A 15314-nucleotide genomic window follows, 5' to 3' on the forward strand; every position below is an offset into this window, starting at 1 on the left:
TCACCGCTGTGGGGAACTCTGTGGACAAGGTTTGGTCAGTGGACTACGCGGTAGGTGCTCAGAACGTAGCCGCTGGAGGAGACGGCGCTGTTGACCGTTTCGAGCTTGATGGGCGGCAGGTTGTCGAGCAGCTTCTTCTGGCCGGCGGGTGGGGCGATGGTCGGGACGACGACGAGCTGGAGTTCGTCGACGAGGCCGGCAGCGAGCAGGGTCTGGGTGACCGAGATGCTGCCGTGGATACCGATGTCGCCGCCTGGCTGAGACTTCAGGTCCTTCACGAACTCGACCAGGTCACCCTCGATCACGCTCGAGTTGGCCCACTCGCTCTCGAGCGGTGTCGATGTCGCGACGAACTTGGGCGCCGCGTTGATGAAGGACGCGAACGGCTCGACGTCGCTGGTCGGCCAGAACCCGACCCACTCGTCGTACGTCCGGCGCCCGAGGATGATCGTGTCCTGGTCGGCGATGAGTTCGCTGCCTCTGGCATCCACCTCGTCGTCCCACCCGGTGAGAAACCGATCCGCGGCCTCAGCCACCCCATCCAGAGACACGAAGTAGGCCGCCACCACCTTGCGCTGCCCCTGCCCGGTACCGCCGTCGTCCTGCGCCATGACGCACTCCTCAAGAGTCGATTGACTACTGCTCACCCCTGCGTCGGACACACCCCCCGCACTTCGACACCCCGACGCAACTTCCCCCGATCCCCACAACCAGCCCACCAACCACGAGCCAACAACCCGATTCTCACCGCCAACCGGCCCCCGCCCCGACCACTTCAAGAAATCTCGAACCGACCACCTCACCTGCGGACGTTGTACGACCGGCTGCCGTCGGCAGGAGACTGCCGAACCCACCGACGGGGGAGCGGGCATTCGGGTGGGTGGGGGCGCCGAGAGGTGGGAGGTAGCGAAGGACGCGACCGGTCAGGGCAGGTGTACGAAGCCGACGTACTCCGCCCCAGCCGGCCCCTGACGCGAACTTCCGTCTCGGGTCCACCCGTGTCGCTCGTAGAAGCGGATCGCACGAGAGTTCCGCTCCCAGACATCCACCTCGCCCACAGCATCAGCCTGGCGTGCGATGGAGACGAAGCGCTCCATCAGGGCGCTACCCACGCCACTCGACCACCGATCTGGCTCGACGAAGATCCCGACGAGCCGGACGCGCCTCTCGTGAGGCGCATTCGTCGGAAACGCTCCGCTGCCATCCACCGTGATCACACCGACGATGTCATCGCCCAAGACAGCGACCAGGACGGCGAGTCCGGAGTCCACCACCATTCTGCGCCACGTCTCCCGGTACTCCTCGTCAGGAACCGCTGCCACGTCATGGCCGCCCGCACCGTAGTACACAGCCCTCGACCGAGCGTGCAGCTCCGCAAGCGCATCACCCTCGCCCGGCGCCGCCTCTCGAACGCGAACCACCTGAGTCGGCTCTGTCATGAGGCACGAGGCTACGACTCCACCGAACAAGCCGCTCCTCGAACCTCCCGGGGGCAGGTCCCCAGTGGTGGCCTATAGCTCCTGGCAACCGCAATCGCTCGGCAGGAGACGGGCCGGTCCGCGCCCGGGCACCCACCGCGACGGAGGAGCGGCAGTTCGGGTGCGTGGGATACACGCAGTACAAACAAAAGCCGGTTCCTGAAGAAATCGGCTTTTGTTGGGGTGGAGACCAGGGGATTCGAACCCCTACCCCCTCTGTTGCAAGGCGGTTGCGCCGTCCCCGCTGGTCCAAGCGGCAGGTCGTCAGGCGTGGGATCGACCGGTTGCCCCCACGAGTGACCGCTTGAGCCCGATCGCACGTTCTCGTTAGGGCACGCCGGGGGGCACGCGTCCACTAGTTCAAGATTGCTGTTGCACGGCGACAGGCGACAACGGCGCACTTACCTCCGTGTGACAACGGACGAGTTATACGGCACGCTTCGGCGTCATGAAGGACTTTCCGTGGGGGTATGTGGTCGGAGCGGCCGTCACAGTAATCGGACTTCTGCTCAACCAGTGGCGCTCGGATAGGCGCGAAGTGGATCGGTGGCAGAAGGAACTGGATCGCGACGTAGAGAAGTGGCAGCGGGAGCAGGCTGAACGCCAACAACAATGGGAACGCGAAGACCGGTCCCGGATCGAACAATGGAAGCGTGAGGATCGTCGACGCTGGATCGACGAGCAGCGCACTCTGTACGCCGCATCCCTGAGGACCGCACGGGGCCTCCTAGATGAGATCTATTCTGCTGAGGCACAGCTCGCGTGGGTGTCCGATAAGGAGCAGATCAAAGCCGTCATTAGCACGTTCAACAGCCAACTTCGCCACGCAGAGGAAACGTTCAACGATGCCTTGAGCGAGGTGCTGATCATCGCAAGCGACGAGGTCCTGACCAAAGCGACTGCCCTACGCGATAGTCTCCGTGCCGCGTCGATCCAAGCCAGGTACTACGGCACGGAATCAGGCGATAGGTTGTCAACTGCGCGACTGCAGTCGAAGGAAGACTATGACGCCTACTTCCGCACAGTTCGTGCTGACCTGGGTCTCTCGGAGCTACCTCTATCACGCGAAGACCCAGAGCCCGATGCGGCTTGACCACTCGCCATATTTGCTCCGTCCCCGTGATAGCTGCCAACCAAGGTCAGCGCGGCGCGTGTCAAGAGTCGGCTTGCCGATCCCGTAGGGACGCCTTTGGCACTCTTGATGCGGGTAGTGGTGACCGTACGATCGAGCGGCCCAGGGGGACGGAGCTAACCGGCGGTCAGACGCCAGACACGTCGGTCGTTGGCGGTTGGGATCGCGTGGACGTGGAAGCGTCCTGCTGCTGCGCTTCGGCTAGGACGGAGCGCCAGCGCCGCCCGCAGTCCGGGGCCGCGCGCCGAAGGCGCGCCCTTGATCCATAAGAGCGAAACTCCGCAAAATGCTAGATGAGCCGCGCTGTGTAGCCCCTGCTGGACCAGGTGCTCGTAGGCCTGCTTCACGTTGGCCGGCATCGGCTGCGGCACAGCGAATCCGCGCTCTGCGAACAGTTCGATTCGCTGACTGTCGGCGACGAGCAGGTTGAGGACGCGGTCGACGTCGCCGATGGTCTCGATGTACTGGCTAGGGGCAGCGGCAAAGACGCACAAGTCGGGTCGTCCTCGGGCCAGAACTTGCGGCACGTGGCGTAGGCCGTGCGCTGTTGGTACGGCCTGGAGATGAGGGTTACCGACTTGGGGAAGGCGCCACGTTCCGCGAGCGCGGCTCGGGTGAGCACGATGTTCTCGCCGGTATTGGTGGCTTGGGATTCGAGGATGATGGCATCGGCCGGGACACCCAGCTCCTGGGCATGCTCGGCGTAGTGGACCGCTTCGACTCGGGAACCGCTCGACGGTCGTTGGCGCATTCGCGCCGGTGAACACGATGAGCGGGAACATGCCTTGGTGGTACAGCTCGGCTGTGAAGGTGGCGACGCCGAGGTCGTGGCTACCGAGTCCCACGCCGACGTCGGTAGGACGCAGCTCGTGGTGCATGTTGTGGTAATCCCAGAGAACCTGAGTGGCTTTCAAGTACGTCCGTGGGTACCGCAGTGCTTGACTCATTTCGGGGATCGTAAAAGGTGTAGGTCCAGGCCATGCGGTGCGCCAGAACCAGCTGGGAGCCTCGTCGGCGACATAGTCGGCTGCTGCCGGCGTTGTACGCCTGGCCGCAGCCGGCAGGAAGCGACCCGCGCCCGGGCACCCACCGCGACGGAGGAGCGGCATTCGGGTGGGTGGGAGCGCCCAGAGCTGGGAGCGACGAAGGAGCGACCGGTGGCGGGGGCGTGGGGGGACTTACGGCGTACAAACAAAAGCCGGTTCCCGAAAGGACCGGCTTTTGTTGGGGTGGAGACGAGGGGACTCGAACCCCTAACCCCTGCCTTGCAAAGGCAGTGCTCTGCCAGTTGAGCTACGCCCCCGTGGGGGATCAGTGCCCGGGTGTGACCGGGTCGACGGCCTCGGCCCAGAGGTCCTGCTCGGCGCGGGCCTGCTGGGACTTCTTGTAGAAGAAGTATCCACCGATGCTGGCCAGCAGAACCAGCAGAACCTTCTTCAGCACCGGGGACTCCTTGGATCGATGTCGATCTGGGGGTGGGCCTAACAGGATTTGAACCTGTGACCTCTGCCTTATCAGGGCAGCGCTCTAACCAACTGAGCTATAGGCCCGCAACTGCGGGGGAAGAACCTCGGAGAGATTACCGCACTGATCGCCTCTCTCCCAAACCGGTTCCGCCCGGGCGCTCAAGAAGCCCGGACGGAACAACGGGAAGGACTCAGTCCTCGGAGGCCAGCGTCACCTCGAGACCGCCCAGCAGGGTGGCCGCGATGTTGTAGAGGAACGATCCGAGGGTGGCCAGCGCGGTGATGATGAGCACATCGGCACAGGCGAGCAGGGTGGTGAATCCCATCACCTTGCCGGTGTTGATGTAGTCCTCGATCCGGAACGGCTCGGCGGACGGGGTGCCGAGCACTTCCGACACCGTGTTGTTGATGTTGTCGAAGACGCCGGCCGCGCCGATCGCCGACCAGACGATGAAGACCGCGACCCAGGTGACGATGCCGAACGCGATCGAGAGCAGGAACGCCGTCTTCATCACCGACCACGGGTCCACCCGGGACAGCCGGAGCCGCGCCTTCCGGGTCTGCGGCCGGCTCGACACCTTCGCGGCCGTTTCCGGCTTGTTGCGGTCGGTGGTGGCCGCGTCCTTGACCGCGGCCGCCTTGTCGAGCACGGCCTGCTTCGCCGCGTTCACCTTGTCACCGAACGTTTCAGCCGGCGCCGACGGCGTCGAGACCTTGCCGGTCTGCCCGTACTGCGAGGTCGCGGGCGGGCCGCTGCGCAGAGGGCTCTCGCCCACTCGCGGCTCGGGACGACCCGGCGTGCTCGGGTTCAGTGGCGGTCGCACCGGTGAAGCCTGCGTGGCCGCGCCGGCGGAACCGACCGCCGAAGGCGGCCGGACCGGCGGTTGCTGCGGGGGACGCGCGGGCTTGCCGGCCGGCTGGCTCGAGGGCTGGGCCTGGCGCGGTGGCTGCTGGGTCGGCGTACCGGACCGCTGGCCGTTGCCTGACGGCGTACGGCCGTTGGAGGCCGGGGTGGCCGGTGGGGTCGCCTGGCTCTTCCCGTTGCCGCCCTGACCGGTTCGACCCGGTGGCGTCGCGGGTTTGGAGCTGTCAGCCGCCCCATCAGGCCATGTCGGCCTCGCGCGGTTGGTCATCAGGTGCCCTCCTGGCCGGCTTCGTCGCCTTCGACGGTAGCCGCGCCCTCGATGTCCGTCGAATGCTGCTCATCATTCTGGACGCTCTCGGGGGCCGTTTCGGTTGGCGCACCATCCACATCCTGGACAGCAGCCTCGCCGCCTTCGACGGTTTCGGCCTCTTCCTCACTCACGGTGAGGTCGGTGTTACGAGCGATCGCGACCACAGCATCAGATTCCCCGACTCCGGCGAACTTCACACCCATCGTGTCGCGGCCCTTCACCGGAACGCTGTCCACCCGGCTGCGGACGACCTGGCCGCTGTTCTTGATCGCGAGCACCTGGTCGGTGTCGCCGACGATCAGCGCGCCGACCAGCGAACCACGCTCGTCGTTCAGCTTGACCGCCTTGATACCGAGGCCGCCACGACCCTGCTGCCGGTACTCCGAGACGCGCGAACGCTTCGCGTAGCCGGCGTCGGTGACGGTGAAGACGTACTGCGCGTCCTCTTCGGAGCCGGCCCGGATGACGGCCATCGAGAGCAGCTCGTCGCCGTCGCGGAACTTCATCCCGGTGACGCCGGAGGTCGCCCGGCCCATCGGCCGCAGCTGCTCGTCGTTCGCGGTGAAGCGGATCGACTGACCCTTCCTGGAGACCAGCATCAGGTCGTCGTCGGCCGAACCGACCTCGGCGCCGATCAGCTCGTCGTCCTCGTCGCGGAAGTTCACCGCGATGATGCCGCTCTGCCGGGCCGAGTCGTAGTCGGTCAGCGCCGTCTTCTTCACCAGGCCGCGCTTGGTGGCGAGCAACAGGTACGGCTCCTGCTGGTAGTCGCGCAGCGTCAGGACCTGGGCGATCTCCTCGTCCGGCTGGAACGAGAGCAGGCCGGCGACGTGCGAGCCCTTGGCATCGCGCGCCGACTCGGGCAGCTGCCACACCTTGGCCCGGTAGACCCGGCCCTTCGTGGTGAAGAACAGCATCCAGTGGTGGTTCGTGGTGGCGAAGAAGTGCCCGATCTCGTCCTCGGCCCGCATCGTCGCGCCGCGAACACCCTTGCCGCCCCGGTTCTGGGTGCGGTACAGGTCGGTCTTGGTGCGCTTGGCGTACCCGCCGCGGGTGATCGTGACGACCACTTCCTCGTCCGGCACCAGGTCCTGCACGGACAGGTCGCCGTCGGCCGCGATGATCTCCGTACGCCGGTCGTCGCCGTACCGCTCGACAATCTCGGCCAGCTCGTCGCGGACGATGGTCCGCTGCCGGACCGGGTCGGCCAGGATGTCCTCGAGGTCGGCGATGACGGCCTCGAGCTCGAGCAGCCGGTCGACGATCTTCTGCCGCTCCAGGGCGGCCAGCCGGCGCAGCTGCATGTCCAGGATCGCCTGCGCCTGGATCTCGTCGATCTCCAGCAGCGCCATCAACCCGTTCCGGGCGTCCTCGACGTCGGGGCTGCGCCGGATCAGCGCGATCACCTCGTCGAGGGCGTCCAGCGCCTTGACCAGACCGCGGTAGATGTGGGCCTGCTTCTCGGCCTCACGCAGGCGGTACTTGGTCCGCCGCTGGATGACCTCGATCTGGTGGTCGATCCAGTGCGTGATGAACAGGTCGAGGCTGAGCGTGCGCGGTACGCCGTCGACCAGCGCGAGCATGTTGCAGCCGAAGGTGTCCTGCAACTGCGTGTGCTTGTAGAGGTTGTTCAGTACGACGCGGGGCTGGGCATCGCGCTTCAGCACGATCACCAGCCGCTGGCCGGTCCGCGACGAGGTGTCGTCGCGGATGTCGGCGATCCCGGTCATCTTGCCGGTGTTGACCAGCTCGGCGATCTTCTGCGCGAGGTTGTCCGGGTTGACCATGTACGGCAGCTGGGTGACGACGAGGCTGGTGCGGCCCTTCGCGTCCTCCTCGATGTCCACCACCGCGCGCATCGTGACCGAGCCACGACCGGTCCGGTAGGCGTCGTCGATGCCCTTGTAGCCGACGATCAGCGCGCCGTTCGGGAAGTCCGGGCCCTTGATGTTCTCCATGCACGCCGCCAGGACCTCTTCCTGGGTGGCGTCCGGGTGCTCGAGCGCCCACTGGGCCGCGGCCGCGACCTCGCGCAGGTTGTGCGGCGGGATCTGGGTCGCCATGCCGACCGCGATTCCGGCCGAGCCGTTCACCAGCAGGTTCGGGAAGCGGCTGGGCAGGATCACCGGCTCCTGCGAGCGGCCGTCGTAGTTGGGGCGGAAGTCGACCGTGTCCTGGTCGATGTCTCGCACCATCTCCATCGCCAGCGGGGCCAGCCGGCACTCGGTGTACCGCATCGCGGCGGCCGGGTCGTTACCCGGCGAACCGAAGTTGCCCTGGCCCTGGATCATCGGCGCCCGCATCACCCATGGCTGCGCCAGCCGGACCAGGGTGTCGTAGATCGCCGAGTCACCGTGCGGGTGGTACTGACCCATCACGTCACCGACGACGCGCGAGCACTTGGAGAAGCCCCGGTCCGGCCGGTAGCCGCCGTCGTACATCGCGTAGAGGATGCGGCGGTGCACCGGCTTGAGGCCGTCGCGTACCTCGGGCAGCGCGCGGCCGACGATGACGGCCATCGCGTAGTCGAGGTACGACTGCTGCATCTCCGTCTGCAGATCGAGGGGCTCGATCCGGTCGTGTCCTGGCGAAATGGGGGTCTCGGTCATCTGATGCTCGTCCCGTTCATGTCAGACGTCGTACGTCGGTGAGTCGGCGCTGGAGTGGCTGCGGCCCCACCACCGGAGGCGGGGCCGCGGCACTCAGATGTCAAGGAACCGGACGTCCTTGGCGTTGCGCTGGATGAAGTTCCGGCGGGCCTCGATGTCGTCGCCCATCAGGGTCGCGAAGGTCTCGTCGGCGCGGGCGGCGTCGTCCAAAGTGATCTGCAGCAGCACCCGGTTGGCCGGGTCCATCGTGGTCTCCCACAGCTCCTGCGCGTTCATCTCACCCAGACCCTTGTAGCGCTGGGTGCCGTTCTCCTTGGGCAGCTTCTTGCCCGCCTCGGCGCCGGCCGCCATCAGGCCGTCCTTCTCGCGCTCGGTGTAGGCGAGCTCGTGCGCGCTGTTGCTCCAGCGGATCTTGTACAGCGGCGGCTGCGCGGCGTACACGTGACCGCGCTCGATCAGCGGGCGCATGAAGCGGAACAGCAGCGTGAGCAGCAGGGTCCGGATGTGCTGGCCGTCGACGTCGGCGTCGGCCATGATCACGATCTTGTGGTACCGGAGCTTCTCTTCGTCGAAGTCCTCGTGGATACCGGTGCCCAGGGCGGAGATGATCGCCTGGACCTCGTTGTTCTGCAGGACCTTGTCGATCCGGGCCTTCTCCACGTTCAGGATCTTGCCCCGGATCGGCAGGATGGCCTGGAACTTCGGGTCGCGGCCACCCTTCGCGGAGCCACCGGCCGAGTCACCCTCGACGATGTAGACCTCGCACTCCTCGGGGTTCGTCGACTGGCAGTCGGACAGCTTGCCCGGCAGACCGCCGCCACCGAGCAACCCCTTGCGGTTGCGGGCCAGGTCGCGCGCCTTGCGGGCGGCGATCCGGGCGCTCGCGGCCGCGGTGGCCTTGCGGATGATCTCGCGGCCCTCGGCCGGGTTCTGCTCGAACCAGGCGCCGAGCCGGTCGTTGACGACCCGCTGGACGAAGCCCTTCACCTCGGTGTTGCCGAGCTTGGTCTTCGTCTGGCCCTCGAACTGCGGCTCGGCCAGCTTGACCGAGATGATCGCGGTCAGGCCTTCCCGGATGTCGTCACCGGTGAGCCTGTCCTCTTTCTTCTTGATCATCCCCTGGTCCTCGCCGAACGAGTTGACCAGCGAGGTGAGCGCGGACCGGAAGCCCTCTTCGTGCGTCCCGCCCTCGTGCGTGTTGATCGCGTTCGCGAAGGTGTGCACGGACTCCTGGAACGAGCCGCTCCACTGCATCGCGACCTCGAGGCTGAGCGAGTCCTCACCGGTGGCCGCCTCGAAGGCGATCACGTCGCGGTGCACGGTCTCGCGGATGCCGGTCAGGTACTTCACGTAGTCGATCAGGCCGTCGTCGTACTTGAACGACTGCTCGACCGGGTTGCCGTCCTCGGTGTGGTCCGGGCGCTCGTCGCGGATGACGAGCTCCAGGCCTTTGTTCAGGAAGGCGTACTCGCGGAAGCGGGTGGACAACGTCTCGTACGAGTAGACCGTCGTTTCGAAGACGTCCGGGCTCGGCCAGAAAGTGATCGTGGTGCCGGTGCTGTCCGACGTACCGACCTCGGCCAGGTCGGCGTCCGGGACGCCGATCGTGAACGACTGGGTATAGGCCTTGCCGCCGGTGCTGACGTCGACCTGCAGGCGGCTGGACAGCGCGTTCACGACGGAGACGCCGACGCCGTGCAGTCCACCGGACACCTTGTATCCGCCGCCGCCGAACTTGCCGCCGGCGTGCAGAACAGTCAGTACCACGGTGACGGCCGGCTTGCCCTCGGACTCGACGATGCCGACCGGGATGCCACGGCCGTTGTCGACGACGCGGACACCGCCGTCGGCCAGCAGGGTGACGACGATCTTGTCGCAGAACCCGGCCAGCGCCTCGTCCACCGCGTTGTCGACGACCTCGTAGACAAGGTGGTGCAGACCGCGCTCACCGGTGGACCCGATGTACATCCCGGGGCGCTTGCGGACCGCGTCGAGGCCCTCGAGGACCTGGATCGCGCTGGCGTCGTATTCGCGGTCGACGGCCGATCTGGTGATCTCGGTGAGGGGTGCTTCTTCGATGCCGGTGCTGTCTGCGGACGTTGTTTCGTCGATCTCGGTCGGCTCGTCGATCACCGGCTGTTGTCCTCCTCGGACCCCACCTGCGCGGGGCATCGAATCACAGTACGAGCCGCCGTACTGTGAGACCAGCACCGGCGGCTACTTCAACAGACCCATCCTACCCGTCGACCGAAGCAGAACCTGCCACCAGGCGGACGAAACTCGGGTCAGGGCGTATTTTCGGACTCCCGCCCATGTCCCCCCACGCAGGGTGGGGGCTCCGAAAGCGCTCACGGCATTCAGTGGCTTCTGATCGGATCGCCCCTGACCGTCTCGGTGCCGAGACCCGGCACCCCGCACCCACCGGCGCTTAGGATCATGGCCGTGGAAAGTCTGGACGACGTCATCGACGCCATGATCGCCGATCGGGTGATCCACCGTCACCGCCGCAAATGGCTGATCGCGATCGCCGCGGTCCTCGTCCTGGCGCTGGTCATCTTCGTTACCGGCGGCTGGAAGGAGAAGAAGGGCCGCAAGGTCGACACCCTCAAGGCACCGGTCACGCTGACCGCCGGCCGGTACGAGTTCGGCTTCACCTCGGCGGTCATCGTCCGGACCCCGAAGACGACGTACGAGCCGGCGGCCTCCAAGCTCGTGGTGAGCTTCGACCTGAAGAACATGGACACCGAGAGCCAGGAGACCGAGTCGCTGTCCGGCGGCCTGCTGCGACTGGTGCCTGCCGACCACTCCGACTTCATCGAGTCGAACGGCGCGACCTGCCGCAGCCAGCTGAACTACAAGCTCGTCTACGGGCTGCCCGCAGTTCCCTGTACGACGGAGTTCAAGGTGCCGAACGACTTCGCGGACAAGATCGCCGAGATCGGCGTGTTCGGCGAGAAGTGGGAGTCGGACAACGCCTTGCTGGGGTTGTCCGACAAGCCCTACTGGCACAACGAGGAGCCGACCGCCGTCGTCCAGCTCGAGACGACGATCAAGACGGAGAAGAAGGACAAGTGAAGCTCTACCGTCCCGCCACCGTCCTCGTCGGCGTCCTGTTCGTGCTGCTCGGCGGACTGGCCCGGCTGGGGGACACCGACCAGGTCTACGAGGACTCCACCCGGGTGACCGCCCACGGCACCATCGGCCAGAAGATCCAGTACGGCGACTCGGCCGTCACGGTGACCAGGATGCGGTTCGCCAAGACCTTCCTCGCCGACGAGAACGACGACAAACCGATCGAGACCGACGGGATCTTCGTCGCCGTCGAATACGAGGCGTACCGCGGCACGAAGGACCCCGGCAGCAACGAGGTCACGTTGACCGCGGACGACGGCAACGTCTACGAGTCGGTCGCCGAGAACACCTCGAGTGGCATCATGTTTCCGCAGCCCGGTTTCACCGAGTCCGGTGCCTTCCTCTTCGAGGTCAATACGAACGATCTCAAGGGACTGACCTTCAAACTGCGCACTACACAGTTCTTCACCGGCGTACCGGCTCGCGACATCGCCGTCGACCTGGCCATCCCGAACGACGAGGTCGCCAAGCAGTTGGTGGACAAGGCAGCCGACCAGTACGTCCTGCCCGAACGCTCGACCAGGGTGGACTCATGAATCTCTCGACCCGCGCCTACCGTTGGATCGGCCAGATCTCGTTGCTGCTCACGCTTCTGGGCATCGCCGCCTACCTGACGGTGAGCAACTACCTCGGCGACGCCGAGCGGGTTTACCGGGAGGGCGCGGTCACCGAGGTGGTCGGCCACGGACCGGTCGAGGTCGCCAAGGTCCGCTGGCAACTCGACTCGATGCAGGCCTACACGAGGCTCGTCGACGAGGACAAGAAAGAGGTCACGATGGATCACCCGGCCGGTTCGGTGATCATCTTGGTGAAGGTGTCGGTGACACCGCTCGACGGGCTGAAGATGGACGACGGTAGCTTCAGTTGCGAGGCGAAACTGCGGGACGACCGCGGCAACGTCTGGGCGGACACCAGCGTCTTCGGCCTGGACCTGGCCACCTACTGCGGTGACGACGACCGGCCGATCAAGCGGAACCAGACCGGCCGGATCGCCCAGGTGTACGTCGTACCGGCGTCTGCCGTGCCGCATCTGGTCGGTATCCAGGTGGAGGACGCCAACTACGAAGTACTGCGGCGGGTCCTGCTGACCTGGTGAGCGATCAGGCCTCGACCAGCTGAGCTTCTCGCTCGGCCGTCTCGGCCTTCTTCGCGTCTGCCTCCGCCCGGCGCTCCGCCCCGACGGAGATGCACAGGTCGAAGGCGGCCGCCAGCAAGGCGATCTGCAAGGTGTCGAAGACCAGGTCCCGGATCCCCGTGGCGATATCCGTCGTCATCATGCCCCAGTGCAGGCCGTGGACGCCGATCAGGCGTTCCATCCCGACCAGCACCCAGTCGCGGGCGAGCTTCCACAGCGTGTAGACGAAACACACGACGCCGAGGAAGACCGGGCCGACGCGGACGAGCAGGCGGAAGGCGTTCAGCGTCGGGTAGAACTTCTCCCGGAGTCCGCCCAGCACGAGGTTCGGTGCCTGATTGGTCCAGGCGACCAAGCGGCCCTGCGGCTTGACCTCTTCGGCGTGGCCGCCGAGCCGGCGCTCCAGCCGGGTACCGCGGAAGACCCCGCCGCCGGACAGCACCCGGTGACCGAAGACGACGGTGGTGATCGCCAGCCAGGTCAGCGGTTCGCCGACGCCCTCCTTGAACAGCGGCCAGAGGGTGTCCCAGAAGATGCCCCAGAGGAACTCGATGCCGGCCGGAATCGGGACGTGGATGCCGGCGAACCAGTCCTTCATCCCACTCCACCAATCCACCGAGAAGTACCAGAAGTTGCGGTCGCCGAACCAGTCCTTGAAATCCTCGACCGCGAACGGCGTGACGACGACCGTCAGCAGCAGGAAGAACGCTTCGGCCCAGACCTGGGCGAACTTGACCGGCCGGCTGGGCCAGCGGTCGTCGACTGCCTCGACGACCCGGCGGATCACCAGCAAGGTCACGATGGCCGGCAGGTAGCTCTTCCAGTGCCCGCTGCCGAGCTGGAAGAACTGCGAGCCGGGCTGGGTACCGCGGATGATCTGGTTGTACGTGCCGAGCGTGCCGATCCGCTCGTCCAGGAACCCCCAGGCCGACCAGACCGCGACCAGCGGAAGCAAGGTCAGGGCCAGCAGTTCCATCAGGTTCTGCTGCGTCGGGTCCGAGGTCTCTTCGGCCTTGTTGCTGGCGGCGTCGCGCCAGCGGTAGAGCGAAGTGGCGCAGGTGCGGATCATCCCCACGGTCGCCGCGATCTGGACCAGTACGCCGGCCGAGAAGACGCCGACGCCCAGGCTCGAGTGCTGGTGTTCGGCCAGCCAGACCGCCGCGTCGATGGAGGCCATGAAGCCGATGTAGCCGGCCAGGAACCAGGTCACCATGGGCAGCAGGTTGCGCCACCAGAGCCGGAAGGCATCGGTGATCAACTGGACCATTTCGCGAAGGCCGTCCACGATCGTGCGCATCGCGCCCGATCCTAGGGGAGCCGTGGGTCCTCACCACAAGCGGAGCGGTTACCGAGCTCAGCCGTAGGTGTCGCGGGGGCCCCGGCCGCCACGGACGGTGCGCGGGCCCTTACGCCAACTGGGGGCGTTGGGGCCTTCGACCTTGACCCTGGTGACCGTGCCGTCGCCGAGTTCGGCGTTCAGGCGGCGGACGAGATCGGGGGCGAGCAGCCGGACCTGGGTCGCCCAGGCGGTCGAGTCGGTACGGACGGTGAGCTCGGTATCGGTGTAGCTCTCCGGCTTGCAGTGCGAGGCCATCTCGGGGCCGACGATCGACGGCCAGCGGGCCATCACGCCGTGTACGGCGACGTCGACCTCCCAGCCCTGGTCGCGCATCAGCCGGCCGAGCGTGTTCGTGAGGAGCTGGGGGTCGCGGTCGTCCGGTCGCGATCCACTGACCTGCGAGCCGTACCCCGGCCGTCGCCGGCGCGCCTTCTTGACCGGCTTCACCGGGCTCATCCCTTTGAGCCGGCCCGCCAGTGCCTTCGCCAGGTCGAGACCCTGCTTGTCGTGCTCCGGTTTCGCCGGTTCCGCGTCCTGCCCGGCCTCGCTCTCGAAGCCGCTCTCAGAGGAATTCCGGGGTTCTGAGCCACTTCTGGCGGGTTCGGCGCGGGCTTGTGGCTCCGGTCGCTCGGGCAGCGGCTGCATCCCGAACCCGCCAACCGGGTCCGCATCAGGACGAAGGTCGCCGCCGTCAGGCACGGAGTACGGTCCCGTCGCCCACGTCGAAGCGGGCGCCACTCAGCTCGAGCGGCACATCGGCCCCGACGGCAGCGGTCACCAGTACCTGTTCGGCGGGCGCGACCAGTTCGGCGAGGCGGTCGCGGCGCGAGGTGTCGAGCTCGGCGAACACGTCGTCCAGGATCAGCACCGGCTCACCCCCGTCCGCCTTGAGCAGTTCGTACGACGCCAGTCGCAGCGCGAGCGCGAACGACCAGGACTCACCGTGACTCGCATACCCCTTGGCAGGCAAGTCACCGAGCCCGAGCACGACATCGTCGCGGTGCGGCCCGACCAGCGAGACACCACGATCGAGCTCGTCCTGGCGACGCTGGTGCACTTCGTCGAGAAGTACTGCGGCCAACTGCTCGCGACTCGTGACTCCGGGCTCGAGCGGGACCGACGACTTGTACTCCAGCCGTGCGTCTCCCTTGCCTCGGGCAACGGCATCGTAGGCGCTGGACACCAACGGACGAAGGGATTCCAGCAACTCCAGCCTGGTCGCGAGCAATTCCGAGCCGGCCCGGGCGAGGTTGGAATCCCACACTTCCAGAGTCCGCAACTGCGCCTCGGCGGCACTCGACCGGTTCTGCCGACGGGCCTGCTGGGCACTGCGCAGCAGCGAGTTGCGTTGCTTGAGAACGCGGTCGTAATCCTGCCGGACGCCGGCCATCCGGGGTGTCCGAAGCGTGAGCAACTCGTCCAGGAAGCGGCGGCGCTCGGACGGATCCCCCTTCACCAGGGCGAGATCCTCGGGTGCGAACAACACGGTCCGGAGCAGACCCAGCACTTCCCGCGGTCGCGGTACCGGCGAACGGTTCACCCGGGCCCGATTTGCCCTCCCAGGATTGATTTCCAGCTCGACGACCAGGTCGCGATCGTGATCGCTGTGGATCTCGGTCCGCACGATCGCCCGGGCGGCGCCGGCTCGCACGAGTGGCGCGTCGTTCGCCACCCGGTGCGAACCGAGCGTCGCGGTGTAGTGGATCGCCTCGACCAGGTTGGTCTTGCCCTGGCCGTTCGGCCCGACGAAAGCGGTCACCCCAGGGGTGAGCTGGACCTCCACCTGGGGGTAGGACCGGAAGTCGAGCAACCCAAGAGCCGTCACAAACACGGGAATTCCTCTGCTGG

At 66.6% G+C, this 15314-nt stretch carries 15 protein-coding genes, 2 tRNA genes and 1 pseudogene; 5 read left to right on the forward strand and 13 right to left on the reverse strand.

Annotated features, from left to right (window positions below):
* Positions 1-35: 35 nt before the first annotated feature.
* Positions 36-611, reverse strand: coding sequence for a dihydrofolate reductase family protein (locus EV138_RS16835; RefSeq protein ID WP_133979862.1), 576 nt, complete (start codon positions 609-611; stop codon positions 36-38).
* A 312-nt stretch (positions 612-923) separates the two neighbouring features.
* On the reverse strand, positions 924-1439 hold the full coding sequence (locus tag EV138_RS16840; protein ID WP_133979863.1) for a GNAT family N-acetyltransferase: 516 nt from the start codon (positions 1437-1439) through the stop codon (positions 924-926).
* Between the two features lie 487 nt (positions 1440-1926).
* Here EV138_RS16840 and EV138_RS16845 point away from each other — a divergent pair, with 487 nt between their 5' ends.
* Positions 1927-2571: a hypothetical protein gene (locus tag EV138_RS16845; RefSeq protein WP_133979864.1), complete on the forward strand. Its 645-nt coding sequence runs from the start codon at positions 1927-1929 to the stop codon at positions 2569-2571.
* Positions 2572-2726: 155 nt separating this feature from the next.
* On the opposite strand, the gene EV138_RS38055 is transcribed toward EV138_RS16845, so the two are convergent.
* From EV138_RS38055 to EV138_RS16865, 6 genes and pseudogenes are all read right to left on the reverse strand, one after another.
* Positions 2727-3104 carry a hypothetical protein gene (locus EV138_RS38055; protein ID WP_238158454.1) on the reverse strand — a complete coding sequence of 126 codons (378 nt, stop codon included), beginning with the start codon at positions 3102-3104 and terminating at the stop codon, positions 2727-2729.
* An 11-nt stretch (positions 3105-3115) separates the two neighbouring features.
* A pseudogene (locus EV138_RS38060) lies at positions 3116-3361 on the reverse strand (YdcF family protein); the annotation flags it as partial.
* Positions 3362-3840: 479 nt separating this feature from the next.
* Positions 3841-3913 (reverse strand) — tRNA-Ala (locus tag EV138_RS16855).
* An 8-nt stretch (positions 3914-3921) separates the two neighbouring features.
* Positions 3922-4053: a DLW-39 family protein gene (locus tag EV138_RS38065; RefSeq protein ID WP_238158184.1), complete on the reverse strand. Its 132-nt coding sequence runs from the start codon at positions 4051-4053 to the stop codon at positions 3922-3924.
* 33 nt (positions 4054-4086) lie between these two features.
* A tRNA-Ile gene (locus EV138_RS16860) sits at positions 4087-4160 on the reverse strand.
* Between the two features lie 107 nt (positions 4161-4267).
* Positions 4268-4900 (reverse strand): DUF3566 domain-containing protein, encoded by a 633-nt coding sequence (locus tag EV138_RS16865; RefSeq protein ID WP_133979865.1) that lies wholly within the window; start codon positions 4898-4900, stop codon positions 4268-4270.
* A gap of 13 nt (positions 4901-4913) precedes the next feature.
* Between EV138_RS16865 and EV138_RS38070 the strand changes: the two genes are divergently transcribed.
* Complete coding sequence (locus EV138_RS38070) at positions 4914-5129, forward strand: hypothetical protein (RefSeq protein WP_166678617.1); 216 nt, start codon at positions 4914-4916, stop codon at positions 5127-5129.
* 79 nt (positions 5130-5208) lie between these two features.
* Here EV138_RS38070 and gyrA read toward each other — a convergent pair whose 3' ends face one another.
* Together gyrA and gyrB are read right to left on the reverse strand one after the other, a co-directional pair.
* Positions 5209-7860, reverse strand: a complete 2652-nt coding sequence (gene gyrA / locus EV138_RS16875; protein ID WP_133979866.1) for a DNA gyrase subunit A — start codon at positions 7858-7860, stop codon at positions 5209-5211.
* A 93-nt stretch (positions 7861-7953) separates the two neighbouring features.
* Complete coding sequence (gene gyrB, locus EV138_RS16880; protein ID WP_112245008.1) at positions 7954-9993, reverse strand: DNA topoisomerase (ATP-hydrolyzing) subunit B; 2040 nt, start codon at positions 9991-9993, stop codon at positions 7954-7956.
* Positions 9994-10302: 309 nt separating this feature from the next.
* Between gyrB and EV138_RS16885 the strand changes: the two genes are divergently transcribed.
* The 3 genes from EV138_RS16885 to EV138_RS16895 are packed head-to-tail and all read left to right on the forward strand — an operon-like array spanning position 10303 to position 12088.
* Complete coding sequence (locus EV138_RS16885; RefSeq protein WP_133979867.1) at positions 10303-10935, forward strand: hypothetical protein; 633 nt, start codon at positions 10303-10305, stop codon at positions 10933-10935.
* Positions 10932-11528 (forward strand): hypothetical protein, encoded by a 597-nt coding sequence (locus EV138_RS16890; protein WP_133979868.1) that lies wholly within the window; start codon positions 10932-10934, stop codon positions 11526-11528. The genes EV138_RS16885 and EV138_RS16890 overlap by 4 nt, the downstream gene beginning before the upstream one ends.
* A complete protein-coding gene (locus tag EV138_RS16895; RefSeq protein WP_133979869.1) occupies positions 11525-12088 on the forward strand; it encodes a hypothetical protein in 564 nt (187 codons plus the stop codon). The genes EV138_RS16890 and EV138_RS16895 overlap by 4 nt, the downstream gene beginning before the upstream one ends.
* A 4-nt stretch (positions 12089-12092) precedes the next feature.
* Here EV138_RS16895 and EV138_RS16900 read toward each other — a convergent pair whose 3' ends face one another.
* Genes EV138_RS16900 through recF form a run of 3 tightly spaced genes read right to left on the reverse strand, consistent with a single transcriptional unit; the run spans position 12093 to position 15297 of the window.
* Complete coding sequence (locus tag EV138_RS16900; protein ID WP_133979870.1) at positions 12093-13424, reverse strand: hypothetical protein; 1332 nt, start codon at positions 13422-13424, stop codon at positions 12093-12095.
* 57 nt (positions 13425-13481) lie between these two features.
* On the reverse strand, positions 13482-14165 hold the full coding sequence (locus EV138_RS16905) for a DciA family protein (protein WP_439648990.1): 684 nt from the start codon (positions 14163-14165) through the stop codon (positions 13482-13484).
* Positions 14158-15297, reverse strand: coding sequence for a DNA replication/repair protein RecF (gene recF, locus EV138_RS16910; protein ID WP_133979871.1), 1140 nt, complete (start codon positions 15295-15297; stop codon positions 14158-14160). The genes EV138_RS16905 and recF overlap by 8 nt, the downstream gene beginning before the upstream one ends.
* Between the last annotated feature and the right edge of the window lie 17 nt (positions 15298-15314).

Origin of the sequence: Kribbella voronezhensis (genome assembly GCF_004365175.1) — a bacterium.
Lineage (GTDB): Bacteria > Actinomycetota > Actinomycetes > Propionibacteriales > Kribbellaceae > Kribbella > Kribbella voronezhensis.